The 22,734-nt window shown below is 64.0% G+C and carries 22 protein-coding genes; 14 read left to right on the top strand and 8 right to left on the bottom strand.

The features are described 5' to 3' along the window. Window positions 1–31 precede the first annotated feature (31 nt). The 11 genes from GM658_RS15355 to GM658_RS15305 all read left to right on the top strand — a co-directional run bounded on the left by GM658_RS15355 (window position 32) and on the right by GM658_RS15305 (window position 11,699). A complete protein-coding gene (locus GM658_RS15355; protein WP_155454919.1) occupies window positions 32–1,684 on the top strand; it encodes a methyl-accepting chemotaxis protein in 1,653 nt (550 codons plus the stop codon). An 18-nt stretch (window positions 1,685–1,702) separates the two neighbouring features. Then, window positions 1,703–3,133: an oxygen-independent coproporphyrinogen III oxidase gene (gene hemN, locus GM658_RS15350; protein ID WP_155454918.1), complete on the top strand. Its 1,431-nt coding sequence runs from the start codon at window positions 1,703–1,705 to the stop codon at window positions 3,131–3,133. Between the two features lie 7 nt (window positions 3,134–3,140). Further along, window positions 3,141–3,944 carry a sulfite exporter TauE/SafE family protein gene (locus GM658_RS15345; protein ID WP_155454917.1) on the top strand — a complete coding sequence of 268 codons (804 nt, stop codon included), beginning with the start codon at window positions 3,141–3,143 and terminating at the stop codon, window positions 3,942–3,944. Further along, window positions 3,941–6,439 (top strand): heavy metal translocating P-type ATPase, encoded by a 2,499-nt coding sequence (locus tag GM658_RS15340; protein ID WP_371865116.1) that lies wholly within the window; start codon window positions 3,941–3,943, stop codon window positions 6,437–6,439. The genes GM658_RS15345 and GM658_RS15340 overlap by 4 nt, the downstream gene beginning before the upstream one ends. A 4-nt stretch (window positions 6,440–6,443) precedes the next feature. Further along, the gene (gene ccoS / locus GM658_RS15335; RefSeq protein ID WP_155454916.1) at window positions 6,444–6,590 is read left to right on the top strand and encodes a cbb3-type cytochrome oxidase assembly protein CcoS; all 147 of its coding nucleotides are present in this window, start codon (window positions 6,444–6,446) and stop codon (window positions 6,588–6,590) included. 78 nt (window positions 6,591–6,668) lie between these two features. Continuing rightward, window positions 6,669–8,093, top strand: a complete 1,425-nt coding sequence (ccoN, locus tag GM658_RS15330; protein WP_170298822.1) for a cytochrome-c oxidase, cbb3-type subunit I — start codon at window positions 6,669–6,671, stop codon at window positions 8,091–8,093. 11 nt (window positions 8,094–8,104) lie between these two features. Beyond that, window positions 8,105–8,719: a cytochrome-c oxidase, cbb3-type subunit II gene (ccoO, locus tag GM658_RS15325; RefSeq protein ID WP_155454914.1), complete on the top strand. Its 615-nt coding sequence runs from the start codon at window positions 8,105–8,107 to the stop codon at window positions 8,717–8,719. Between the two features lies 1 nt (window position 8,720). Next, window positions 8,721–8,867 carry a cbb3-type cytochrome oxidase subunit 3 gene (locus tag GM658_RS15320; RefSeq protein ID WP_155454913.1) on the top strand — a complete coding sequence of 49 codons (147 nt, stop codon included), beginning with the start codon at window positions 8,721–8,723 and terminating at the stop codon, window positions 8,865–8,867. Then, window positions 8,860–9,792, top strand: coding sequence for a cytochrome-c oxidase, cbb3-type subunit III (gene ccoP, locus GM658_RS15315; protein ID WP_155454912.1), 933 nt, complete (start codon window positions 8,860–8,862; stop codon window positions 9,790–9,792). Before GM658_RS15320 ends, ccoP begins: the two co-directional genes overlap by 8 nt. Before the next feature lie 13 nt (window positions 9,793–9,805). Beyond that, window positions 9,806–11,173 (top strand): cytochrome c oxidase accessory protein CcoG, encoded by a 1,368-nt coding sequence (gene ccoG / locus GM658_RS15310; RefSeq protein WP_155454911.1) that lies wholly within the window; start codon window positions 9,806–9,808, stop codon window positions 11,171–11,173. A 10-nt stretch (window positions 11,174–11,183) separates the two neighbouring features. Beyond that, the gene (locus tag GM658_RS15305) at window positions 11,184–11,699 is read left to right on the top strand and encodes a FixH family protein (protein WP_155454910.1); all 516 of its coding nucleotides are present in this window, start codon (window positions 11,184–11,186) and stop codon (window positions 11,697–11,699) included. Here GM658_RS15305 and GM658_RS15300 read toward each other — a convergent pair. Next, on the bottom strand, window positions 11,696–12,214 hold the full coding sequence (locus GM658_RS15300) for an RNA polymerase sigma factor (protein ID WP_155454909.1): 519 nt from the start codon (window positions 12,212–12,214) through the stop codon (window positions 11,696–11,698). The genes GM658_RS15305 and GM658_RS15300 overlap by 4 nt on opposite strands. After that, window positions 12,201–12,425, bottom strand: a complete 225-nt coding sequence (locus GM658_RS15295) for a YgaP family membrane protein (protein ID WP_155454908.1) — start codon at window positions 12,423–12,425, stop codon at window positions 12,201–12,203. The genes GM658_RS15300 and GM658_RS15295 overlap by 14 nt, the downstream gene beginning before the upstream one ends. Before the next feature lie 128 nt (window positions 12,426–12,553). On the opposite strand from GM658_RS15295, the gene GM658_RS15290 reads away from it, so the two are divergent. Further along, the gene (locus tag GM658_RS15290; protein WP_155454907.1) at window positions 12,554–15,661 is read left to right on the top strand and encodes a response regulator; all 3,108 of its coding nucleotides are present in this window, start codon (window positions 12,554–12,556) and stop codon (window positions 15,659–15,661) included. 1 nt (window position 15,662) lies between these two features. On the opposite strand, the gene GM658_RS15285 is transcribed toward GM658_RS15290, so the two are convergent. Both GM658_RS15285 and GM658_RS15280 read right to left on the bottom strand, forming a co-directional pair. Continuing rightward, window positions 15,663–16,253, bottom strand: coding sequence for a YdeI/OmpD-associated family protein (locus tag GM658_RS15285; RefSeq protein WP_155454906.1), 591 nt, complete (start codon window positions 16,251–16,253; stop codon window positions 15,663–15,665). Beyond that, window positions 16,250–17,128 (bottom strand): LysR family transcriptional regulator, encoded by an 879-nt coding sequence (locus GM658_RS15280; RefSeq protein ID WP_155454905.1) that lies wholly within the window; start codon window positions 17,126–17,128, stop codon window positions 16,250–16,252. The genes GM658_RS15285 and GM658_RS15280 overlap by 4 nt, the downstream gene beginning before the upstream one ends. Window positions 17,129–17,207: 79 nt before the next feature. Here GM658_RS15280 and GM658_RS15275 point away from each other — a divergent pair, with 79 nt between their 5' ends. After that, complete coding sequence (locus tag GM658_RS15275) at window positions 17,208–18,080, top strand: DMT family transporter (RefSeq protein WP_155454904.1); 873 nt, start codon at window positions 17,208–17,210, stop codon at window positions 18,078–18,080. Here GM658_RS15275 and GM658_RS15270 read toward each other — a convergent pair. Together GM658_RS15270 and GM658_RS15265 are read right to left on the bottom strand one after the other, a co-directional pair. Next, window positions 18,077–18,691 (bottom strand): nitroreductase family protein, encoded by a 615-nt coding sequence (locus GM658_RS15270; RefSeq protein WP_155454903.1) that lies wholly within the window; start codon window positions 18,689–18,691, stop codon window positions 18,077–18,079. The genes GM658_RS15275 and GM658_RS15270 overlap by 4 nt on opposite strands. Further along, window positions 18,688–19,551, bottom strand: a complete 864-nt coding sequence (locus GM658_RS15265) for an EamA family transporter (protein WP_155454902.1) — start codon at window positions 19,549–19,551, stop codon at window positions 18,688–18,690. The genes GM658_RS15270 and GM658_RS15265 overlap by 4 nt, the downstream gene beginning before the upstream one ends. A 150-nt stretch (window positions 19,552–19,701) precedes the next feature. On the opposite strand from GM658_RS15265, the gene GM658_RS15260 reads away from it, so the two are divergent. Beyond that, a complete protein-coding gene (locus GM658_RS15260) occupies window positions 19,702–20,157 on the top strand; it encodes a MarR family winged helix-turn-helix transcriptional regulator (protein ID WP_155454947.1) in 456 nt (151 codons plus the stop codon). Here the strand turns inward: GM658_RS15260 and GM658_RS15255 are convergent. Then, entirely contained in the window at window positions 20,141–20,566 is a 426-nt protein-coding gene (locus GM658_RS15255) for a nuclear transport factor 2 family protein (RefSeq protein ID WP_155454901.1), read from the bottom strand. The two genes, GM658_RS15260 and GM658_RS15255, sit on opposite strands and share 17 nt — an antisense overlap. An 11-nt stretch (window positions 20,567–20,577) precedes the next feature. Then, complete coding sequence (locus tag GM658_RS15250; RefSeq protein WP_155454900.1) at window positions 20,578–22,599, bottom strand: NADPH-dependent 2,4-dienoyl-CoA reductase; 2,022 nt, start codon at window positions 22,597–22,599, stop codon at window positions 20,578–20,580. Between the last annotated feature and the right edge of the window lie 135 nt (window positions 22,600–22,734).

Below are 22,734 nucleotides of genomic sequence, written 5' to 3'. Positions count from 1 at the left end.
TCATGGCAAGAAAGTCAACAGGGAGCGCGCGATGCGTCAGAATTTACCGGTAACCAAGCAGGAAGTAGAGCTCGACGAAGACCAGGCGATCGTCTCCAAGACGGACCTGGAAGGCAATATCGTCTACGTCAATCCCTACTTCGAGCAAATCAGCGGCTTCTCCGCTGCGGAGCTGATTGGCCAGCCGCAAAACATCATCCGCCATCCCGACATGCCGCCGGAAGCGTTTGCCGATCTTTGGCAAACCATCCGCGCCGGCATTCCCTGGACCGGCCTGGTGAAAAACCGCTGCAAGAACGGCGACTTCTACTGGGTCAAAGCCAACATCACCCCGATCAAGGAAAACGGCCGCACCATCGGCTATATGTCGGTGCGCACCAAGGCCGAGCGCCGGCAGATCACCGCCGCCACCGAGGCTTACCGCAAAATCCGGGGCGGCGCCCGCGATATCCGCATCAAGAACGGGCAGATCGTGCATCTTGGCCTGTCGAACATGGTGGGGCGCCTGAGCCATACGTCGCTGGCGATGCGCATTTGGCTGGCCACCAGCGTGGTCAACGTGCTGCAGATCGCGGTCTGCCTGGCGGCGCTGTTCGCGGACGGCACCAGCAATGTGACGCGCTGGGGCATTTTCGGCGCAACCGCTTTTGGCTTCCTGATCAACGTTTTCCTGTGGTACACCCTGCGCAGCGGCATGCTTCAGCCATTGGGCCGGGCGCTCGAAGGCGCACGCCTGATCGCGGCGGGCGACCTGACCGGCTCCTTCGATACCGACAGTACCGATGAAGTGGGCCAGCTGCTGCGCGCCTTGCAGCAGATGAACAACAACCTGATCGCCACCATCCGCGACGTGCGCTTCAACATCGACGCGATGGCTGTGGCGACCAAGCAGATCGCCGCCGGCAATGCCGACCTGGCGGACCGCACCGAATCGCAGGCGGCCAGCCTGGAAAAGACTGCATCGAGCATCGAAGAGTTTTCGTCGACAGTAAAAGCCAATGCCGACAATTCGATGCAGGCGAATGAACTGGCGGTCAACGCTTCCGACGTGGCAGTGCAGGGCGGTGAGATCGTGTCCGAAGTGATTGCGACGATGGATGAGATCAACACCTCCTCCAAACGCGTGGTGGACATCATCGGCCTGATCGAGGGTATCGCCTTCCAGACCAACATCCTGGCGCTGAACGCCGCCGTGGAGGCAGCGCGTGCCGGTGAACAGGGCCGCGGTTTCGCTGTCGTGGCGAGCGAAGTGCGCAACCTGGCGCAGCGTTCCTCCGCCGCGGCCAAGGACATCAAGCAGCTGATCGAAATTTCCGTCGACAAGGTCAGCGCCGGCATGGAACGTGCCCAGCGCGCCGGCGCCACCATGGACCAGGTGGTGAACTCGGTCAAGCAGGTCACCAGCATCATGCACGATATCTCCACCGCTTCGCGCGAGCAGAGCATCGGCGTCGACCAGGTCAACCAGGCTGTGAACCACATGGACCAGGTGACGCAGCAGAACGCCGGCCTGGTGGAAGAAGCCGCCGCCGCCGCCGTCAGCCTGGCCGATGAAGCCGGCCACCTGCGCGATGCCTTCAGCCTGTTCAAATTCGAACGCACCCGCCACGCGCGCCTGATGGCGGTCAACGCGGCACGCGGCGCGCAAACAACCCGGCCGGCGCAAAAGCGCCTGGCAGCTTGACACCGAACGAGAAATTTCATGAATTCCATCGCAGAACCAACCGTACAGTTTGACGCAGGGCTGATCAGCCGCATGAGCACTTCCGGCCCGCGCTATACCTCGTACCCGACGGCCGACCGCTTCAAGCCCGACTTCAGCTACTCCAGCTTCCTGGAAGCACAGGCCAACCTGCGCCTGCGCGGCAAGCCGGCGCCGCTCTCGCTGTATGTGCATATCCCGTTCTGCAATGTGGTCTGCTACTACTGCGCCTGCAACAAGGTGGTGACCAAGGACCGCAGCAAGGCCGCGACCTACCTCGGTTACCTGAAGCAGGAAATCGATATGCAGGGCAAGCTGTTCGCCGGCATGAACCGCGTCGAGCAATTGCACTTCGGTGGCGGCACCCCGACCTACCTGGACGACGACCAGATGGGCGAGCTGCTCGCCTACCTGCGCAAGCACTTCGATTTCGCGCCGGATGATGAGGGCGAGTACTCGATCGAGATCGATCCGCGCACGGTCGATGCCGCACGCATCCACACGCTGCGCAAGCAAGGTTTCAACCGGGTCAGCATGGGCGTGCAGGATTTCGATCCCGCCGTGCAGAAAGCAGTCAACCGCATCCAGCCGGCGGAAGAAACGCTGGCCGTGATCCAGGCTGCGCGCGATGCTGGCTTCCGCTCGATCAGCGTGGACCTGATCTATGGTTTGCCCAAGCAAAGCATGACCACCATGCAGGCGACGATGGACAAGGTCATCGAAGCCGACCCTGACCGTATCGCGCTGTACAACTATGCCCACATGCCGCACCTGTTCAAGCCACAGCGCCGCATCGCGGAGGACGAGCTGCCGACGCCTGCGGTCAAGCTGGACATGCTGGCCCTGTGCATCGACCGCCTGACCAAGGCCGGCTATGTCTACATCGGCATGGACCATTTCGCCAAGCCGGACGACGACCTGGCCGTGGCGCAGCGCCAGGGCCGCCTGCACCGCAACTTCCAGGGCTATTCGACCCATGCGGAGACAGACCTGGTGGCGCTGGGCGTGTCGGCCATCAGCTCGGTGAACGGCACCTACAGCCAGAACGAGAAAACGCTGGATGAATACTATGCGCGCCTGGATGAAGGCCGCCTGCCGATCGCGCGCGGTTATGCGATGGACAATGACGACCTGCTGCGCCGCATGGTGATCCAGCGCCTGATGTGCAATTTCGAGCTGTCGATTTCCGCGCTGGAACTGGGATACCCGATCCGCTTCAAGCAGTATTTCGCCAGGGAGCTGGAAAAGCTGCGCGAATTCGAAGCCGATGGCCTGCTCTCGATGGAGGATGACTGGATTTCGGTCACGCCGAAAGGCCGCCTGCTGATCCGCAATATCTGCATGGTGTTCGACCGCCACCTGTCCGCCGACCGCGCTGCTGGTACGGCGCCGGGGCAAGTGCATCCGCTGCGCTTCTCGCGCACGATTTGAGGAGGCCATGAACCTGTTGCCCGTCCTGATTGCCGGCCTCGCCGGCAGCGTGCATTGCGCCGGCATGTGCGGCGGCATCGTCAGCGCGTTCAGCGTTGGCGGACCGTCCGCCGCGCCGGTACGCGCGCGCGTGATCCCGATCGTTCGCGCGGGCGCAGTGACGGGGCCCTCTATGAGCGCCCTCCCGTTGGCGACAGGTGGAGCCGCTGCTGCCGGCGCGATTGGTCATGTGCTGTCCTATAACGCCGGCCGCATTGGCAGCTACATGCTGGCCGGGGCGATTGCGGGCGGCTTCGCAGGCAGCGTCGCCAGCCTGGCGCACATGGCGTCGGCGCAGCAGGCGGCCCATGTATTGGCAAACCTGATGCTGGCCGTCATGGGCTTGTACCTGATGGATGCATGGCGCGGCCTGGCGCGCGTGGAGCAAGCCGGCGGCGTTCTGTGGCGCCGCGTACAGCCGCTGGTCAAGCCGCTTGTGCCCATGGACACGCCGCTGAAGGCGCTGGCACTGGGCGGCCTGTGGGGCTGGGTCCCTTGCGGCATGGTCTACAGCATGCTGTTGACCGCTATGCTGAGCGGCTCTGCGCTGGACGGCGCGCTGGTGATGGGCGCCTTCGGCCTGGGCACGCTGCCAATGCTGCTGGCCATGGGCATGGCTGGCGCCAAGCTGCGCCAATACCTGCAACAGCGCTCGGTGCGCATCGCCTGCGGCTTCGTGGTGCTCGGCTTCGGCGCATTAGGATTGGCGCGCGCTGCTGGCGGCGGACAGCATGCCTGGCTTGATGTGCTTTGCCTGACGGTGCAGCCATGATGATGAACGAAATCGCGCAGTGTTTCCATTGCGGCCAGGCGGTGGCGGCAAGTGCCGACTGGCACGTCAAGATCGATGGCGCCGAGCAGGCGATGTGCTGCCCCGGTTGCGCGGCGGTCGCCCAAACGATTGTCGATATTGGGCAAGCAAGCTACTACCGCGAGCGCAACGGCTTTGCCTCGGCGCCGGGCGGCAGCACCGCCGGATCCGCCGCCGCCGGCGGCGCGGCAAGCCCGGATCCATTGCTTCCGTCAGCGCTAGCCCTGCCGGAAGACGATCCGAACATCATTGACGACGGCGATGCGCGCGAAACGACCTTGCTGGTGGAAGGCATCCGCTGCGCCGCCTGCGTTTGGCTGATCGAACACCGCCTGCGGCAGGTTAACGGCGTGCAGCAAGCCAACCTGAATGTCGCCACCGAGAAGCTGTTCGTCCGCTGGGACAAGAACAGGACCAGCGCCGCCGCGCTGCTGGATGCAGTGCGCAGCATCGGCTACAACGCCTGGCCCTATGACAATACGCGCCATGACGCGCAGCTGCAAAAGGCCAGCCGCACGCTGGGCCGCCAGCTGTTCGTGGCCGGCCTGTCGATGATGCAGGTGATGATGTACGTCGCCCCCGAATACATGGCCGGCGACGACGGCACCCTGGATGCGGGCATGGCGAGCTTGATGCGCTGGGCCAGCCTGCTCCTGACGCTGCCCGCCATTGCATATTCGGCCCAGCCTTTCCTGAAAGGCGCCTGGGCCAGCCTGAAAGCGCGCGCCCTGGGCATGGACGTGCCGGTGGCGCTGGGCATCATGGCGGCCTTCATCGGCAGTACGGTATCGACCTTCCGTGGCGATGGCGCGGTGTATTTCGACTCCGTCACCATGTTCATCTTCCTGCTGCTGGCCAGCCGCTACCTGGAGATGGTGGCGCGGCGCAAAGCGGCTAGCGCCTTGTCGCGCCTGCGCCATAGCGCGCCTGAGATGGCGCAGCGCTTGCCGCTTTGGCCCGACTCGCGCAGCACGGCTACGGTGCCGGCCAGCGCCCTTGCCGCCGGGGACTACATCGTCGTCAAAGGTGGCGAGGCGGTAGCGGCGGATTGCACTGTGGTGGATGGCAGCACCGCTGTCGACCTGTCGCTGCTGACCGGGGAAAGTGCGCCGCAGCGCAAGCTGGTTGGCGATTTGATTCCCGGCGGCGCCGTCAACGCAGGCGGCCCCGTGGTGCTGCGAGTAGAAAAGCCCGTTCGCGACAGCACGCTGGCTGGCCTGCTCAAGCTGGTCGAGCGCGCCGGGAGCGCCAAGCCCCGGATCGCGCAATGGGCGGACCGCACTGCTTCCTGGTTCGTGGCTGCGCTGTTGTTGTTTGCGGCGGCCAGCTTTGGCTTCTGGTACTGGCACGACGCCTCGCGCGCCTGGCCGGTGGCGATTGCGGTGCTGGTGGTGTCTTGTCCTTGCGCCCTGTCGCTGGCGACGCCTTCGGCCCTGGCTGCGGCGACCGACCGCCTGCTCGGCAAAGGCGCACTGATCGTACAGCCTCACGTTCTGGAAACGCTGCATCGCGCCACCCACATCGTCTTCGACAAGACCGGCACGCTGACCGAAGGCCGGCCTGCCGTGCAAAGCGTGGATGCCATCGATGGCGCGCGCATCATCGGCATCCTGCGCGTAGCGGCAGCACTGGAAGCGGGCAGCGCGCACCCGATTGCGCGCGCCATCTGCGCTGCTGCCGACGCGCACGGCGCCGGTGCCGCAGTCGCGATCAAATTGCAGGAGCTGGCAGGGCAGGGAATGGAGGGCATGGTCAATGGCGTACGTTACCGCCTTGGCACGGGGGCTTACGTGGCGGGCGTTGCAGGCGGCCCTGTCCCGCGGATGGGTGCCGCCCCGAGTAGGGAAGCGCCGGGCGTTGGCGGACCGCCCATGACGACGGTCTGGCTGGGCATGCAGGGGCGCTGGCTGGGACGTTTCCTGATCAGCGATGTGCTGCGTGCGGACGCGCGGCAGACGGTGGACTACTTCCAGCGGATCGGCAAAACCGTCGTACTGCTTAGCGGCGACCAGCAGGCGCTGGCCACCAAAGTAGCGGAGCAATTGGGCATCGGCGAGGCAATCGGCGACTGCCTGCCGGAAGAGAAGCTCGCCTATGTGCAGGAGCTGCAACGTTGCGGCGGCGTGGTGGCGATGGTCGGCGATGGCATCAACGACGCCGCCGTACTGAGCGCGGCCGATGTCTCTTTCGCAATGGGCAGCGGTGCAACGTTGGCACAAGTGCACGCCGACTGCGTGCTGCTCGACGCCCGCCTGCCAATGCTTGCCGAGACAGCCCGCAGCGCGAGCCGCACCATGCGCGTGATCCGCCAGAACCTGGCGTGGGCCACGCTGTACAACCTTGTCGCCATCCCGGCAGCGGCCTTTGGTGTGCTGAACCCGTGGCTGTCGGGCGTTGGCATGGCGGCCAGTTCCGCCTTCGTTGTCCTGAATGCGCTTCGCTTGCGCAGGAGTTAAGAAAATGGAATCGCTTTACCTTCTCATCCCCCTCAGCGTCTGCCTGGTGTTCGGCGCGATATGGCTGTTCTTCAAGGCCGCGGACGACGGCCAATTCGACGATCTGGTGGGTCCCGCCATCAGAGTTTTGCAGGACGACGACCGGATTTGACCTACGTCATGTTTTTTTGAAGTGCTCCTCGGTACCCTTTGACATATCTCATCAAAGTGTCTGCCTGGAGAATTCAAAGTGGATCAATCACTGGACTACAACTACAAGGTCGTGAAGCAATTCGCGATCGCCACCATATTGTGGGGCGTTGTGGGCATGCTGGTCGGCGTCATCATCGCCGCCCAACTTGCCTGGCCCGCCCTGAACCTGGACATTCCGTGGCTGACGTACGGCCGCCTGCGCCCCCTGCATACCAATGCAGTCATCTTCGCCTTCGGCATCAGCGGCCTGTTCGCCACCTCGTATTATGTGGTCCAGCGCACTTGCCAGGTGCGTTTGTTCTCCGACAAGCTGGCCGCCTTCACTTTCTGGGGCTGGCAGGCCGTGATCCTGGCGGCCGTGGTCACCCTGCCAATGGGTTTCACCCGCGGCAAGGAATACGCTGAGCTGGAATGGCCAATCTCGATCCTGATCGCCGTGGTGTGGATCGCCTACGCCACCGTCTTCTTCGGCACCATCATCAAGCGCAAGGTCAAGCACATCTACGTCGCCAACTGGTTCTTCGGCGGCTACATCCTGGCCGTGACCATCCTGCACGTGGTGAACTCGATGTCGATGCCGGCTTCGCTGTTCAAGTCCTACTCGATGTACTCGGGCGTGCAGGACGCGATGATCCAGTGGTGGTACGGCCACAATGCGGTGGGTTTCATCCTGACCGCCGGCTACCTGGGCATGGTGTACTACTTCATTCCGAAACAGGCCGAGCGCCCTGTGTATTCCTACAAGCTGTCGATCGTGCACTTCTGGGCGCTGATCTTCACCTATATGTGGGCCGGCCCGCACCACCTGCACTACACCGCGCTGCCTGACTGGGCGCAATCGCTGGGCATGGTGTTCTCCCTGATCCTGCTGGCACCAAGCTGGGGCGGCATGATCAACGGCATGATGACCCTCTCGGGCGCATGGCACAAGCTGCGCACCGACCCGATCCTGAAGCTGATGATCGTGTCCCTGTCCTTCTACGGCATGGCCACTTTCGAAGGCCCGATGATGTCGATCAAGACCGTCAACGCACTGTCGCACTACACCGACTGGGGCATCGCCCACGTTCACGGCGGCGCGCTGGGTTGGGTGGGCTTCATCACCATGGGCTCGATCTACTACCTGATCCCGCGCATGGCCGGCCAGACCAAGATGTACAGCACCAAGCTGATCGACCTGCACTTCTGGGTCGCCACCATCGGCGTCGTCCTGTATATCGCCGCAATGTGGATTGCCGGCGTGATGCAGGGCCTGATGTGGCGCGCGGTGAATGCCGACGGCACCCTGACCTACACCTTCGTCGAGGGCGTGAAGGCGACCTACCCGTATTACGTGGTGCGCTTCATCGGTGGTGTCCTGTACCTGGCTGGCATGTGCATCATGGCCTACAACGCCTGGATGACCCTGAAAGGCCGCGAAACGACGCGTGCACGCATTCCTGATATGAGCCTCGCGGCATAACGGAGTTGAAGATGAAATTTTCCCATGAATGGATTGAAAAGAACCCCTGGCTGCTGATTGCGCTGGTCACGCTGGTGGTATCGGTGGGCGGCGCGGTGGAAATCATTCCGCTGTTCTTCCAGAAATCGACCACTGAACCGGTGGCGGGCCTGAAGCCTTACTCCGCGCTGCGCCTGACGGGCCGCGACATCTATGTGCGTGAAGGCTGCTACGTCTGCCACTCGCAGATGATCCGCCCGTTCCGCGCCGAGACCGAGCGTTACGGCCACTACTCGGTGGCGGGCGAGTTTGTGTATGACCGCCCGTTCCAGTGGGGCTCCAAGCGCACCGGCCCGGACCTGGCGCGCGTTGGTGGCCGCTACAGCGACGAGTGGCACCGCACCCACCTGAACAATCCGCGCGACGTGGTGCCGGAATCGAATATGCCCAACTACCCATGGCTGGCGAAGACCCGCCTGAAGCCGGAAGACGTGGTGCCGAAAATGCGCGCGCTCAAGCGCATGGGCGACCCGTACACGGAACAGGAAATCGCCGCCGCACCGGCCGAACTGGCCGACAAGACGGAAGAGGATGCACTCGTGGCCTACCTGCAGGGCCTGGGCACCCAGATCAAGACGAGGAACTGAAATGGACAACTTTTTTGGTAATGCGAGCAATGTGATGACGGTCGTTTCCTTCATCACCTTCCTCGGCATCGTGTGGTGGGCAAAGACCGGTAACTGGGAAGAAGCGGCCAAGCTGCCTTTCGCTGACGAGGAGAAGGACCATGGCTGATTTCACCAGCGAATTCTGGAACATCTACATTGTCGTCCTGACGGTCATCGGTATCCTGGGCTGCGGCGTGCTGCTGTACTCGCAGTCCTCGGTCAAGGGCGCGGCCCTGAAGTCGGTGGACGGCAAGGTCGGCACCACCGGCCATATCTGGGACGAAGACCTGACCGAGCTGAACACGCCTATGCCGCGCTGGTGGATGTGGCTGTTCTACCTGACTATCGCCTTCGCCATCGGCTACCTGTGGCTGTACCCAGGCCTGGGCAGCTATAAGGGCTCGCTGGGCTGGACTTCCGCCAAGGAGCACAAGGAAGAACTGGCCAAAGCCGAAAAGGAGTATGGCCCGCTGTTCGACAAGTACAAGAACCAGGACCTCAAAGCAGTCGCGGCAGACCCGCAGGCACATGCCATCGGCGAGCGCCTGTTCCTGACTTACTGCGCGCAGTGCCACGGCTCCGATGCACGCGGCAACAAGGGCTTCCCTAACCTGACCGACAAGGACTGGCTGCACGGCGGCGATCCCGACACCATCAAGCTGACCATCATGAAAGGCCGCCACGGCGTGATGCCTCCGATGGGCGCAGCCGTCGGTTCGGAGAAGGATATCGAGAACGTTGCGCAATACGTCCTGAGCCTGTCGGACAGTACCAACGACCCGATCAAGTCCGTGATGGGCAAGTCCAAGTTCACCGCCTGCATGGCCTGCCATGGCCCTGGCGGCAAAGGCAACCAGATGATCGGCGCGCCTAACCTCAGCGACAAGATCTGGCTCTATGGCGGCAGCTCCGAAACCATCATGGAAACCATCCGCAAGGGCCGCAACAACACCATGCCTGCGTTCGAGGACTTCCTCGGCGAGAGCAAGGTGCACGTGCTGGCAGCCTATGTATGGAGCCTGTCGAACCCACCAGTCCAAGCCATGAAATAGATAAGGTAGTTGCATGAACGCCCCCGCACCACAAGTCATCAAGATGTACGCCAAGCGCGAGGATATTTTCCCGCGCGAGGTGAAAGGCCATTACCAGAACCTGCGCTGGATCTGCCTGATCCTGACCCAGGTGGTCTTCTACGGAGCGCCCTGGCTGCAATGGAATGGCCGCCAGGCCATCCTGTTCGACCTGATGGCGCGCAAGTTCTACATCTTTGGCCTGGTGCTGTGGCCGCAGGACTTCATCTACCTCGCGGCAATGCTGATCGCCTGTGCCTGGGGCCTGTTCCTGGTCACGGCGGTGGCGGGCCGCGTGTGGTGCGGCTTCTCATGCCCGCAAACGGTCTACACGGAGATGTTCCTGTGGATCGAGCGCAAATTCGAAGGCTCGCGCAGCGCGCAAATGCGCCTGGCAAAAGAGCCGATGTCGTTCAATAAGGCGTGGCGCAAGGGCGGCAAGCACGCCGCCTGGCTGGCGCTGTCTCTGTGGACCGGCTTTACCTTCGTCAGCTATTTCTCGCCGCTGCACAACCTGGCCGAGGCAGCCCAGACCTTCAATTTCGGTCCATGGGAATCGTTCTGGGTCGGGTTCTACAGCCTGGCCACCTACGGCAACGCGGGCTGGATGCGTGAGCAGGTGTGCAAATACATGTGCCCTTATGCCCGCTTCCAGAGCGCGATGTTCGACCGCGACACCCTGATCATCACCTACGATGAAAAGCGCGGCGAACCGCGCGGCCCGAAATCGGAAGGCTCCTGCATCGACTGCTCGCTGTGCGTGCAGGTCTGCCCGACCGGTATCGATATCCGCAAAGGCCTGCAGTACGAGTGCATCGGCTGCGCGGCCTGTATCGACGCCTGCGATATCGTGATGGACAAGATCGAGCAGCCGCGCGGCCTGATCCGCTACAGCACCGACCGCGCCATGGCGCAGGGACTGGGTGCGAAGGAGATCCGCAAGCGCGTGATGCGTCCACGTGTCCTGCTGTACACCGGCGGCCTGCTGCTGTTCATCGTCGCCGTGTTCACTACGCTGGCCATGCGCACCCCGCTCAAGATGGACGTGATCCGCGACCGTGGCTCGATGGGCCGCGAGGTGGAGAACGGCATGATCGAGAACGTGTACCGCCTGCAGATCATGAACACCGGCGAAAAGGGCCATACCTACCGCATCAAGGCCAGCGGGATCGATACGCTGCAGGTTGCGGTGCCGGACACCGTGGAGCTGGGCCCGACCGAAACGCGCGCCGTGCCGATTCGCCTGCGCGTCGACCATGGCAAGGGCGAAACCGGCTCCAACAAGATTGCGATTGAACTGACGGCGCTGGACGATCCATCCCTGGCCGTCAAGGAAAAAGCGGTATTCATCGTGCCGCGCTAAGGAGTATGAAATGAATGCAATTGTCGAAGCGCCCTGGTACACCCATCGCTGGCCGTGGCTGTTGATGATGGGCCCCGCCTTTGTGGCCGTCGCCGGCATCGCTACCTGCTATGTCGCCTTTTCCGGCCAGGATGCGCTGGTGGTCGGCGATTACTACAAGCAGGGCAAGGCCATCAACCAGGACTTGCGGCGCGACCGTGCAGCCGCGGCACTGGGCCTGTCCGTCGAATTCCACTATGACGCGGCGCAAGGTCAACTGCGCGGCCATGTGGGCAGCAGCAAACCCCTGGATGAAACCCTGAGCGTCCGCCTGCAGCACGCCACCCAGCCCTCGCGCGATATGGTGCTGCTGGCACGACCCGACGCCAACGGCGACTTCAGCGTGCCGCTGCCCATGCTGGAACGCTCGCGCTGGCAGGTGCTGGTTGAAGGCCAGAAGCGTGATTGGCGGCTGGAGGGCAGCTGGCTTTGGCCGGCCGATCGCCAAGTGGCTATCCGCGCCGACCTGGGAGCGCCAGCCGACTAGGCGACCAGGTATTCGCGCGCCAGCGCACGGGCGCGATGCAGGCGGCTCTTGGTAGCCGCCGTCGTCAGTCCGGTTTCCTGTGCGATCTCCGAAATACTCAACTCTTCAAAGTCGCGCAACAGCAGTATCTGCAGGTAATCGCGGGGCAGCGATTCAAGCGCCTGCACGACTTCCAGGCGCAGGCTCGCGTCATCCTGCGCTGCCAGCCATTGCTCGGCACGTTCCTCGTCATAAGGATCGTAGTTGAAGGCGCGCCGGCCCAGCCGGCGGCACTCGCGCTGCACTACCTTGAACAGCCATCCCGAAAACGCCGCCAGTACTTTGAGCGACGACAGGCGGCGCGACAGCAGCAGCAGCACCTCCTGCACCGCATCATCCACGTCGCTGATCAGGCAATTGCGCTGCGCATAGCGGCGGATATCCGGCTGGCAGACCGCCAGCAGGCGTGCCAGCGCTTCCGGATCGCCGCCGTGCGCCGCCTTCAGCACCGGCTGGTGCTGCTCATTGAGCGCCATGCATCTTCCTAGCCTTATCGAGTTTGCGTCCCACCATGGCGCAGGCCGGGCAAAAGCCGAATACCCCGGACAGCACGATGGCCGCCGCCGATAACGCCAATACCGTGCCCCACAGTCCGCCGAGGGCCAGCACGCTCCAGGCGGCGACCGCCAGGCCCATTATCACGCGCAGTACGCGCTCCCAGGTTGGTACATTTTTAACATAGAACATTTTGCACTCCTTTTTTTACAGGCAGAGGGAATTTCCTCACCTGCTAAGAGGCGCCGTTCGCGGATTTGGATTCGCGGTTACAAAAATAATTTACACTAGCCAGCAGTCGCGTCGCCCAAAGGAAGCCAATGAAGCCTCTCGGGATCAATGTGAAGGTCGCCCTAGCCACCAGCATTACGTCCATCGTGATGATCGCGGTGGTGACCGTATTGCAGGCCCAGCGCCTGCGGGAGGACTTCACCAAGGTGCTGTTTGCGCAGCAGGATGCGCAGATCGCCCGCACCGCGCAAGAACTGGACGACAAGCTGACCACCCTGCTGGATGTGATCGCACAGTCGGCGCGCCGGCAGCCGCGCCAGCTGATGTCCGACCCGGACCGGCTGCGGGCTTGGTATGAAGACCGCGCAATGCTGTCCATGTTCGACGATATAATCGTGTTGGACGCCACCGGAACCGTGGTCGGGGACGTGCCAAAGATCGCCGGCAGGGCCGGCGTCTCGGTCGCAGACCGTGCGTATTTCAAACGGGTTCTGGAAACCCGAAAACCGTTTATCACGGACCCGATCAAAAGCCGTTCCAGCGGCCAGCCGATCGTGGAAATGCTGGCGCCGATGCTGGACGACCAGGGCAGGGTCGTCGGCGTGCTGGCCGGCGTCCTGCGGCTGTACAAGGACAATATGCTGGGTCACCTGCGTACCGCCAAGGTGGGCAAGACCGGCTATTATTTTGCCGTGACACTCAGCGATCCGTCGATCTATGTCGTGCACCCGGACGCCAGCCGCATCCTGCAGCCGCGCGCCGCCAATGCCAACCCGGCCACCACTAAAGCGATCAAGGAAGGCTTCGAGGGCACCGTCATCAGCAAAAACTCCTCCGGCGTGCCAGGCTTGAGCAGCTACCGGCGGCTGAAATCGACCGGCTGGCTGCTGGCGACCATCCTGCCGGTACATGAAGCATTCGAGCCTTTCGAGGGCGTGCAGCTGCACCTGCTGGCCTGGGGCGTGGGCGCGTCGGTGATATCGGCCCTGCTGATCGGCTGGATCACGCTCTACCTGCTGGCGCCCGTGGCAAGGCTGCGCAATGCGATACAGGACCTGCGGGCCACGCCCGGCCAGTTTTCCCCGATCCCGGTCACGCGCAAGGACGAAATCGGCGAACTGACCGAGGCCTTCAATTGCCTGATGCAGGATCGACAGGCGGCTGAAGCCCATTCGCAACAGCTGATGGCGGAAGCGGACCTGCGGGCGGCGGAACTGGAGCGCGAGCGTGACCGCGCCGAAGCGGCGAACCGCGCCAAGAGCGACTTCGTGGCGAACATGAGCCACGAAATCCGTACGCCGATGAATGCCGTGCTGGGCATGGTGTATTTGCTGGGGAATACCTCGCTCAGCGCGCAGCAGCGCAAGTACCTGACCATGATCCGCACGTCCGGCCAGTCGCTGCTTGGCATCCTGAACGACGTCCTCGATTTCTCCAAGATCGAGGCGCGCCGCATGGAGCTGGCGCCCATCGACTTCGACCTGGACGAGGCGATGGCGACGCTGGCAACGACCATGACCATGAATGCCGGCGACAAGGAACTGGAACTGGCGATCGTGGTCAATCCCGACGTGCCTACCCTGCTGCATGGCGATGCGCTGCGGCTGCAGCAGATCCTGACCAACCTGGCCAGCAACGCCATCAAATTCACCGAGCAAGGCGAGGTGGTGGTCTCCGTCAGGACGGCAGTGCGCGTGGCGGACCGCGTGCTGCTGTGCTTTGAGGTGCGCGACACCGGCATAGGCATGACGGCGCAGCAGACCACGCAATTGTTCAACGCCTTCGCGCAGGGCGATGAAAGCATCACGCGGCGCTTTGGCGGCACAGGCCTGGGCCTGGCTATCACACGCCGCCTGGTGGAGCTGATGGGTGGCCAGGTGCAGTTGCAGACCGTGCCGGGCGAGGGCAGCACATTCTCCTTCGAGCTGTGGTTCGGCGTGCTGCCGGAACGCAGCGAACCGCGCCGCCAGCCGTCCATCGGCCCGCTCAATGTGCTGGTAGTGGACGATAACCAGACCAGCCGCAATATGCTGGTGCAGCTGCTGCGCGCCTGGGGCTGGGAGGCCGACGAAGCCGATTCCACTACCGGGGCGCTGCAGCAGTTCCGCGAGCACCTGGGCGGCCCGCGCCCATACGATGTGGTGCTGGCGGATTGGCATATGCATGGTGCGGGCGGCGTCACCTCGGCGCATGAGATCCGGCAGGCGGCGGCAGGCCATCGCCAGCCTATCGTGGTGACCATCAACGCCTTCGCACGAAGCCAGGTCGACCAGATCGCCGGCTCGCCGGAAGCGGATGTGGTGCTGGTCAAGCCGGTCACCGCCTCCAGCCTGTTCGACGCGCTGCACCAGGCGCTGGCCACCACCAGCGGCGCGGCGGATGCCAGCGCGGCTTCATCCGTACTGGTGAACCGCCTGCGCGGCGTGCACTTCCTGCTGGTGGAAGACAACCTGTTGAACCAGGCGGTGGCGCGCGGCATCCTCGAGCTGGCCGGCGCCACGCTGGACGTGGCCGGCGATGGGCAGCAGGCGGTGGACATGCTGCGCACCAGCGCCGGCAGCTACGACATCGTGCTGATGGATATGCAGATGCCGGTGCTGGACGGTTTCAGCGCAACGCGCATCATCCGCGATGAGCTGAAGCTGGACCTGCCGGTAATCGCCATGACGGCCGGCGTGCTGGCCTCGGAACGCCACCGCTGCACCGAAGCGGGCATCAGCGATTTCATTGCCAAGCCGGTGGTGATCGAAGAAATGATGGCCGTTATCGAGCGCAACCTGCCTGCCCGGGCGCCCCTTGCCCCGGCTTCCGCTACGCCTGTACCCGAGCAGGCGCCATCCGAGCAGGTATTCAACATGGATAGCCTGATGCGCGTGATGGGCAAGGACCAGAAGGGCCGCGCGGTGATGTTCAAGATGGTGCGGGGCGCGCTGGAAGGCGGCATGCAGCCGATGGACGATGCCGATGCTGCCGTGCGCGCTGGCCGGCCTGGCGAAGCTGCGCGCATCCTGCACAGCCTGCGCGGAGCAGTTGGTGTTCTGGGCGCCAAACGGCTGGTGAAAGCCACACTGGATGCCGAGTCGGCAATCCGGATCGGCAATCCGGACAACCTTCCCCCGATGCTGGAGGCGGTCCGGATGGAGCTGGAACTGGTGCTGGCTCAGGGCCGCCGCTGGCTGGAACAGGAAGACCGCTGATTCACTTGCCCTGGGGGTGAATCGTTTCACCCCGCTCGAGCATGGCCACGTATTCGACAATCCGCTTGGCGCGGGTCTCGGCGCGCTTGGCCTGGTGGGTACGGAACAGGATCGCGTAGCGATTCTGCGAACTGAGCGTGGCAAATTTGGCGCTTGCCTTGGCATTCGCATCCAGCGCCGCCTGCAGGTCGGGCGGCACCTCCGCCGCGCTCCATGAATCGTAGGCCGCTTCCCAGCGCCCGTCCTGCTTCGCACGCTCTATTTCCGCATGTCCGGCGGGCTGCATCAGGCCCTTGTCGATCAGGGCCGCCACCTTTTCGCGATTGACCTTGGACCAGATGCTGCGCTTGGCGCGCGGCGTGAATTTCTGCAGCCAGTACTGCTCGTCGATGCTCTTCTTCTGGCCATCGATCCAGCCGAAGCACAGCGCCGTGTCGAGCGCTTCGGGATACTGCACCGACGATTCCGGCGCGCCCTTTTTGGCGATCTTCATCCAGATGCCGGGCGACGTCGCGTGTTCTTTCTGCAGCCAGTTCCACCATGCTTTGCCTGTCGCGAACAGGCGCTGCTCCATTTCCGGCTTGACGCTCATAGTTTTACCTTTCTTGCGACTTCAACAAAGGCCTTGGCAGCGGGCGATGCTTGCGCCAGGTTGCGCAGGGCCAGCCCGACGCGGCGCCGCACCGGCGGCGAGAATGGCCGCACTGCGATATTGGGATGGCTGGCTGCCAGGTCGACCGGCAGCGCCAGCTCCGCCATGCCGGACACGCCGTCGCCGCGCCCTACCATGCCGAGCACCGTCAGCACCTGCGACATACGGTATCGTACCTGCGGACACAGGCCCTGTGCAGCGAACAGCGGCTCGATCAGGGTCGAGCAGCCGGCATCGGGCATGATGAAGGGTTCATGCGCCAGGTCCTGCGCGCTGACCGACTTCTTGGCGGCCAGCTCGTGGTTGGCCGGCAGCAGGGCCACCATCTGGTCTTCCACCAGGTCGACGGTGTCGAAGCGGTCGTCCGCTTGCTGGATGAAGCCGATATCGACGCGGCGGTCCAGGATCCATTGCAGGGTGTCGCCGTCGGTGCCTTCGTCAATGCGTACTTCGATGCCAGGATAGCGCTTCTGGAACACGTCGAGGATGGCGGGGATCAGCTTGAGTGAAGAAGTCGGGCCGAAAGAGCCGATGCGCAGCAAGCCCTTGTTCAAGCCGCTGGCGGCCGCCACTTCCTGCCGCATCGATTCGGCCAGGCCCAGGATTTCCCGTGCGCGCACCAGCAGGCGCTGTCCAAGCTCAGTCACGTCCGCCACCGCGCCCTGGCGTTCGATCAGTTGCACGCCCAATTCCTGCTCCAGCGATTTGATGGCGTGCGAGACGGCGGACTGGCTCACGCCGAGGCGCAGGGCAGCGGCGGTAAAGCCGCGCAATTCCGCTACCAGGGCGAAGATCTCCAGTTGGGTGAAGGTCATGAGCTTTTCCTCATTTTTCTATGAGTCAGGATTAGCATTAATGTATAACCTCCTTCACTGACACGCAAGGCCCACTGCCATGATCTACCTGAAATTGATCGCCTGCACCCTGATCTGGGGCGGCACCTTCATCGCCGGCCATATTGTCTCGAATGCGCTGCCGCCGCTGACCGCGGCCTCCATCCGTTTCTCGATCGCCGCCGCGCTGCTGCTGGTGCTGGCATGGAGACGCGAAGGCGGCCTGCCCAGGCTGTCCCTGCAGCAGATGGGCGCCACGGCGGCGCTGGGCCTGACCGGCATCTTCCTGTACAACTTCTGCTTCTTTTCAGCGCTGGGCAAGATGGAGGCCAGCCGTTCCGCCCTGTTCATTGCCATGAACCCGATCGTCACCGCGCTGGCCGCGGCCGCCGTGCTGCGCGAACGCCTGAACTGGCGGAAGTGGGCCGGCATCGGCATCGCCTTCGCCGGCGCAGCCGTCCTGATCACGCGCGGCGAGCCGATGGCGGCGCTGCACGACATCAGCCAGTCGATCGGCGTCGGCGAGCTGATGATGCTGGGCGCGGCTTCCTGCTGGGCTGCCTATACCCTGGTCGGCCGCGCCGCGCTGAAAGGCTTGTCGCCAATTGCCGCCACCACCTACGCATCGCTGTGGGGACTGGGCTTCCTGCTGGTCAGCGCCTCGCGCGAGCTGCCTGGCGTGGCCTGGGCCTCGCTTGGCTGGCAGGTCTGGGCTTCCGTCACCTACCTGGGCGCGTTCGGCACGGTGGTGGCATTCGTCTGGTGGTATGAGGGCGTGAAAGCGCTTGGCCCGGCACGCACGGCGGTCTTCAACAACCTGGTGCCGGTGTTTGGCGTGTCGCTTGCCGCGCTGATGCTAGGCGAGCAGGTCATGGCCTCGATGATCGCCGGCGGCCTGCTGGTGGCCACCGGCGTGACGATCACCAACCGTTAGGCGTAGCGCAGCACGGCGTCCAGCGGGCGGCGCGGCTTTTGCGGCCAGTTGCCCTTGGCGGCATGGCCGACCGCCACCAGCATGACCGGCACTTCGTTGGCGCCGAGGCCGAAGGCGGCATGCACCGCTTCCGCATCGAAGCCGGTCATCGCGCAGCTGGAAAGTCCCATGCCCTCGGCGGCCAGGATCATGGTCATCGCGGCAAGGGAGGCGGAACGCAAGGCCTCGTCGCGCTGGGCGCGTTCGTCGCCGTCCATGGATTGCGCCATGCGGATCCAGCTGTCGACGACGGGCTGGATAAGTATGCCTTTATCCACAGCCGGTTTCAGTGCAGCCGCCACCTGGTCCTGGGCGCGCAGCGTGCCGCTGATGATGAAGATCACCGGCGCATCGACCACTTTCTGCTGGCCGAAGGACAGCTCGCGCAATTTTTCGCGCGCCTCCTGCGAGCGCACCGCGACGAATTGCCAGTTCTGTACGTTGTAGGCGGAAGGCGCCAGCGTCGCCAGGCGCACCAGCTCCGCCACCTGTGCATCGCTGACCGGCGCCACGGGATCGAAGTAGTTGGCCGAGACGCGCGATTCGATCAGGTCTTTGATTGGCTTGTTCATTTTGCCTCCTGCAGTTTGAGTTGGAGAGTCAGTACGCTGCCCAGCACCACCGCCAGGCCGATCATCGCGGTGCCGCCGAGCTTCTGCCCGAGCAGGGCCCAGCCCAGCACCACGGCGGTGGCGGGACTCAGCAGGCCAAGCGAGGACACGGCGACCGGCGACAGGCGGCTCAGGCCACGGAACCACAGCAGGTAGGCGACCAGCGCGCCGACGAAGGTCAGGTAGCCGTAGCCAAGCAGCTCGCTGGTAGCCAGCGATGCAGGCAGCGGCGGATCGGCCAGCAGCGCCAGCGGCGTGAGCATCAGGCCGCCCAGCAGCAGCTGCCAGCCCGCGAGTTCCGCCACCGGCAGGCCGGTCTTCCAGCGGCGCGCCAGCCAGGTGCCGACGGCCATGCTGAGGGCGCCGGCCAGGGCGGCTGCGACGCCGAGCGCATCCCAGCGTGCGGATGGCGAGAGCAGCAAAGCCGCCATGCCGGCCACGCCCACCGCTGCGGCGCCCAATGCTGCCACCTGCGGCTTGCGTCCGTCCCAGCCCCAGGCCAGGCCCATGATCACGATCGGCTGGATGGCGCCCAGCACAGCGGCCAGTCCGCCCGGCAGGCGGTAGGCGGCGACAAACAGCAAGGCCTGGAAAGCGCCGATGTTCAGCGCCGCCAGCACGGCGACGCGCCACCAGAGCTGGCGCGCCAGCATGCGGCCGGCAAACAGCACCAGCAGCAGGCCGGCGGGCAGGGCGCGCACGGCAGCGGCGGTGAAAGGGCGCCCTGCGGGCAGGATTTCAGTGGCGACGATGTAGGTCGACCCCCAGATGACGGGAGCCAGCGCGGTGATCGCGGTATCGGCTAGGGGAAATTTTTTCATGGCGTCAAATTTATCTTGAAGTCGAGATAAATCGAAGTATAGCGCAATTTATCTTGAAATCGAGATAAATTGATATAATCGCCCCGATAGCTATTCCTGGAGACGGCTGTGGATAAAGTGGATGTGATCCTGGAGCAATGGGCGCGCGAGATGCCCGCCCTGGATGTGGGGCCAATGGGCGTGATCGGACGCCTGAAGCGCTGCGCCGCGCTGATGGGGCGCCGCCTGGACGCGACTTTTGAGGAATTTGGGCTCAGCAACTGGGAATTCGACGTGCTGGCGACGTTGCGCCGCTCCGGCGCGCCTCACCAGCTGGCGCCGACCGCCCTGTTTTCACAGCTGATGGTCACTTCCGGCACCATGACCCACCGCTTGCAAAGGCTGGAGGCCCAGGGCTGGGTCTCGCGCGCACCGAATCCGGCCGATGCGCGCAGCCTGCTGGTCCAGCTCAGCCCCGCCGGCCGGGAGCTGATCGAGCGCGCCGTTACGGCGCACGTGGAGAACGAAAAGAACATCATCGCCCCGCTGGGCGCGGAAGGCACAGCCGAGCTGGATGCCCAGCTGCGCAAACTCCTGGCAATGCTGGAGGCTATGCAGGAGTCTTGAATGCGCCAACCTGGGCGCCGATACGCGCCCCCATGGCCTCGCCCAAGGCGTGCAGGCCGCTGAGCGGACGGACCATCACTTCGAAGTCGACAATCCGCCCCGCGTCGTTGAAGCGGATGAAGTCGATACCCTTCAGCTGCTTGTCCCCCACGCTGGCGCTGAACTCGAGCACCACGCTCAAGCCGTCGTCAGTCGCCAGCTGGCGGTGGTAGGCGAAGTTCTCGAACACCTGGTAAGCGGTGTTCAAGACCAGCACCACGGCTTGCGCGCTGGCGTATGGCTTGTTCGCCACCGGCGAGCGGAAGACCGCATCCGCATCGACGATGGAGGGCAGGGAGGACAAGTCACCGCTGGCAACCATTTTGTGCCAGCGTTCCAGCGATTCAGCGACAGCGGCTTGCAACTGCATGAGCGAACTCCTTATATGGCGGCAGCCAGTCGGGTGCCTTGGTTGATGGCGCGTTTCGCATCCAGTTCGGCTGCCACGTCGGCGCCCCCGATCAGATGCACGGTGCAGCCCGCCTCGAGCAGGCCTTGCTGCAGTTCGCGCAGCGGCTCCTGGCCGGCGCAGACGATCACATTATCCACCGGCAGCACGTGCTGCCGGCCCTCTACGGTGACGTGCAGGCCGGCGTCGTCGATGCGGTCATAGCTGACGCCCGATTGCATGTCCACGCGCTTGGCTTTCAGGCCGGTGCGGTGGATCCAGCCAGTGGTTTTGCCCAGGCCATCGCCAACCTTGCTGGTCTTGCGCTGCAGGAGATGGACCTTGCGCGGCGATGGATGCACGTCCGGCGCGCGCAGGCCGCCACGGTCGGCGTAGCCATGGTCGATGCCCCACTCGGCGTAGAACTTTTCCGGCTCCAGGCTGGCGCTCTTGCCTTCATGGGTCAGGTATTCCGACACGTCGAAACCGATGCCGCCGGCGCCGATGACCGCAACGTTCTTGCCCACTGCCGCGCCGTCGCGCAGCACTTGCAGGTAGCCCAGCGCTTTCGGGTGGTCGATACCTTCGATGGCAGGAGTGCGCGGCGTGACGCCGGTGGCCAGCACGATATCGTCAAAGCCGCCCGCAGCCAGGCCGGCGGCGTCGACGCGGGTGTTCAGGTGCAGCTTGACGCCGGTCAGCGCAATCTGGCGGCCGAAGTAGCGCAAGGTCTCATTGAATTCTTCCTTGCCCGGTACTTTTTTCGCCACGTTGAACTGGCCGCCGATCTCGCTGCTTGAATCGAACAGGGTGACGTCATGGCCACGCGATGCAGCGGTGGTGGCGAAGCTCAGGCCTGCAGGGCCGGCGCCCACCACGGCGATGCGCTTGGCTTGCTGCGTCGGCGCGATCACCAGCTCGGTCTCGTGGCAGGCGCGCGGGTTCACCAGGCAGGAGGTGATCTTGCCGGAGAAGGTATGGTCCAGGCAGGCCTGGTTGCAGCCGATGCAGGTATTGATTTCGTCGGCGCGGTCTTCGCGCGCTTTCCGCATGAAGAAGGCGTCGGCCAGGAAGGGGCGCGCCATCGACACCATGTTCGCGGCGCCCTCGGCGAGGATGCCTTCGGCCACGTCCGGCGTGTTGATGCGGTTGGTGGCGACCAGCGGGATGCCGACCTTGCCCATCAGGTTTTTGGTCACCCAGGCGAAACCGGCGCGCGGCACCTTGGTGGCGATGGTCGGGATACGTGCTTCGTGCCAGCCGATGCCGGTGTTGAGGATGGTCGCGCCGGCCTTTTCGATGGCTTGCGCCAGCTGCACCACTTCGTCCAGGGTGGAGCCGCCCTCCACCAGGTCCAGCATGGACAGGCGGTAAATGATGATGAAGTCGTGGCCGACGCGCTCGCGCACGCGGCGCACGATTTCGACCGGGAAGCGCATGCGGTTCTCGTAGCTGCCGCCCCATTCGTCGCTGCGCTGGTTGGTGCGGGCGGCGATGAATTCGTTGATCAGGTAGCCTTCCGAGCCCATGATTTCCACGCCGTCGTAGCCGGCTTCGCGCGCCAGCAGGGCGCATTGGGCGTAGTCTTCGATGGTCGCCGCCACTTCTTCGGTGGTCAGCTCGTGCGGGGTGAACTGGTTGATCGGCGCCTTGATCGCGCTCGGGCCCACCAGCTTCGGGTGGTAGGCGTAGCGGCCAAAGTGCAGGATCTGCATGGCAATCTTGCCGCCTTCCGCATGCACGGCCGCGGTTACCTTGCGGTGCTGCGCCACTTCTTCGCTGGTGGTCAGCTTGGCCCCCGCTTTCCAGGGACGGCCCGCCTCGTTCGGCGCGATGCCGCCGGTGACGATCAGCCCGACCTCGCCGCGCGCACGTTCGGCATAGAAGGCGGCCATGCGTTCAAAGCCGTTTTCTTCCTCTTCCAGGCCAACGTGCATGGAACCCATGATCACGCGGTTTTTCAGGGTGGTGAAGCCCAGATCGAGCGGGGCGAGCAGGTGGGGGTAGCGGTTCATGGGTGTCCTCTTTATGCAACTAGTTGCAGAAATATAGCCCGGTTTTCACGTCTATGCAACCAGTTGCAGAGACGTTGTCGCTTGTCCGCATCGGCCTGCTGAGGCAAGATGGTGGCATCTTTCACATTGTTTCCT

This window comes from Massilia eburnea, from assembly GCF_009720745.1.
Lineage (GTDB): Bacteria > Pseudomonadota > Gammaproteobacteria > Burkholderiales > Burkholderiaceae_D > Rugamonas > Rugamonas eburnea.
Note: the sequence above shows the minus strand (reverse complement) of the source record. Positions and strands in the feature narration are given on the sequence as shown.

Coding starts and splice junctions, on each gene's coding strand:
- GM658_RS15355 (WP_155454919.1), top strand. CDS start 32: ATGCGTCAGAATTTACCGGTAACCAAGCAGGAAGTAGAGCTCGACGAA.
- hemN (WP_155454918.1), top strand. CDS start 1,703: ATGAATTCCATCGCAGAACCAACCGTACAGTTTGACGCAGGGCTGATC.
- GM658_RS15345 (WP_155454917.1), top strand. CDS start 3,141: ATGAACCTGTTGCCCGTCCTGATTGCCGGCCTCGCCGGCAGCGTGCAT.
- GM658_RS15340 (WP_371865116.1), top strand. CDS start 3,941: ATGATGATGAACGAAATCGCGCAGTGTTTCCATTGCGGCCAGGCGGTG.
- ccoS (WP_155454916.1), top strand. CDS start 6,444: ATGGAATCGCTTTACCTTCTCATCCCCCTCAGCGTCTGCCTGGTGTTC.
- ccoO (WP_155454914.1), top strand. CDS start 8,105: ATGAAATTTTCCCATGAATGGATTGAAAAGAACCCCTGGCTGCTGATT.
- GM658_RS15320 (WP_155454913.1), top strand. CDS start 8,721: ATGGACAACTTTTTTGGTAATGCGAGCAATGTGATGACGGTCGTTTCC.
- ccoP (WP_155454912.1), top strand. CDS start 8,860: ATGGCTGATTTCACCAGCGAATTCTGGAACATCTACATTGTCGTCCTG.
- ccoG (WP_155454911.1), top strand. CDS start 9,806: ATGAACGCCCCCGCACCACAAGTCATCAAGATGTACGCCAAGCGCGAG.
- GM658_RS15305 (WP_155454910.1), top strand. CDS start 11,184: ATGAATGCAATTGTCGAAGCGCCCTGGTACACCCATCGCTGGCCGTGG.
- GM658_RS15300 (WP_155454909.1), bottom strand. CDS start 12,214: ATGGCGCTCAATGAGCAGCACCAGCCGGTGCTGAAGGCGGCGCACGGC.
- GM658_RS15295 (WP_155454908.1), bottom strand. CDS start 12,425: ATGTTCTATGTTAAAAATGTACCAACCTGGGAGCGCGTACTGCGCGTG.
- GM658_RS15290 (WP_155454907.1), top strand. CDS start 12,554: ATGAAGCCTCTCGGGATCAATGTGAAGGTCGCCCTAGCCACCAGCATT.
- GM658_RS15285 (WP_155454906.1), bottom strand. CDS start 16,253: ATGAGCGTCAAGCCGGAAATGGAGCAGCGCCTGTTCGCGACAGGCAAA.
- GM658_RS15280 (WP_155454905.1), bottom strand. CDS start 17,128: ATGACCTTCACCCAACTGGAGATCTTCGCCCTGGTAGCGGAATTGCGC.
- GM658_RS15275 (WP_155454904.1), top strand. CDS start 17,208: ATGATCTACCTGAAATTGATCGCCTGCACCCTGATCTGGGGCGGCACC.
- GM658_RS15270 (WP_155454903.1), bottom strand. CDS start 18,691: ATGAACAAGCCAATCAAAGACCTGATCGAATCGCGCGTCTCGGCCAAC.
- GM658_RS15265 (WP_155454902.1), bottom strand. CDS start 19,551: ATGAAAAAATTTCCCCTAGCCGATACCGCGATCACCGCGCTGGCTCCC.
- GM658_RS15260 (WP_155454947.1), top strand. CDS start 19,702: ATGCCCGCCCTGGATGTGGGGCCAATGGGCGTGATCGGACGCCTGAAG.
- GM658_RS15255 (WP_155454901.1), bottom strand. CDS start 20,566: ATGCAGTTGCAAGCCGCTGTCGCTGAATCGCTGGAACGCTGGCACAAA.
- GM658_RS15250 (WP_155454900.1), bottom strand. CDS start 22,599: ATGAACCGCTACCCCCACCTGCTCGCCCCGCTCGATCTGGGCTTCACC.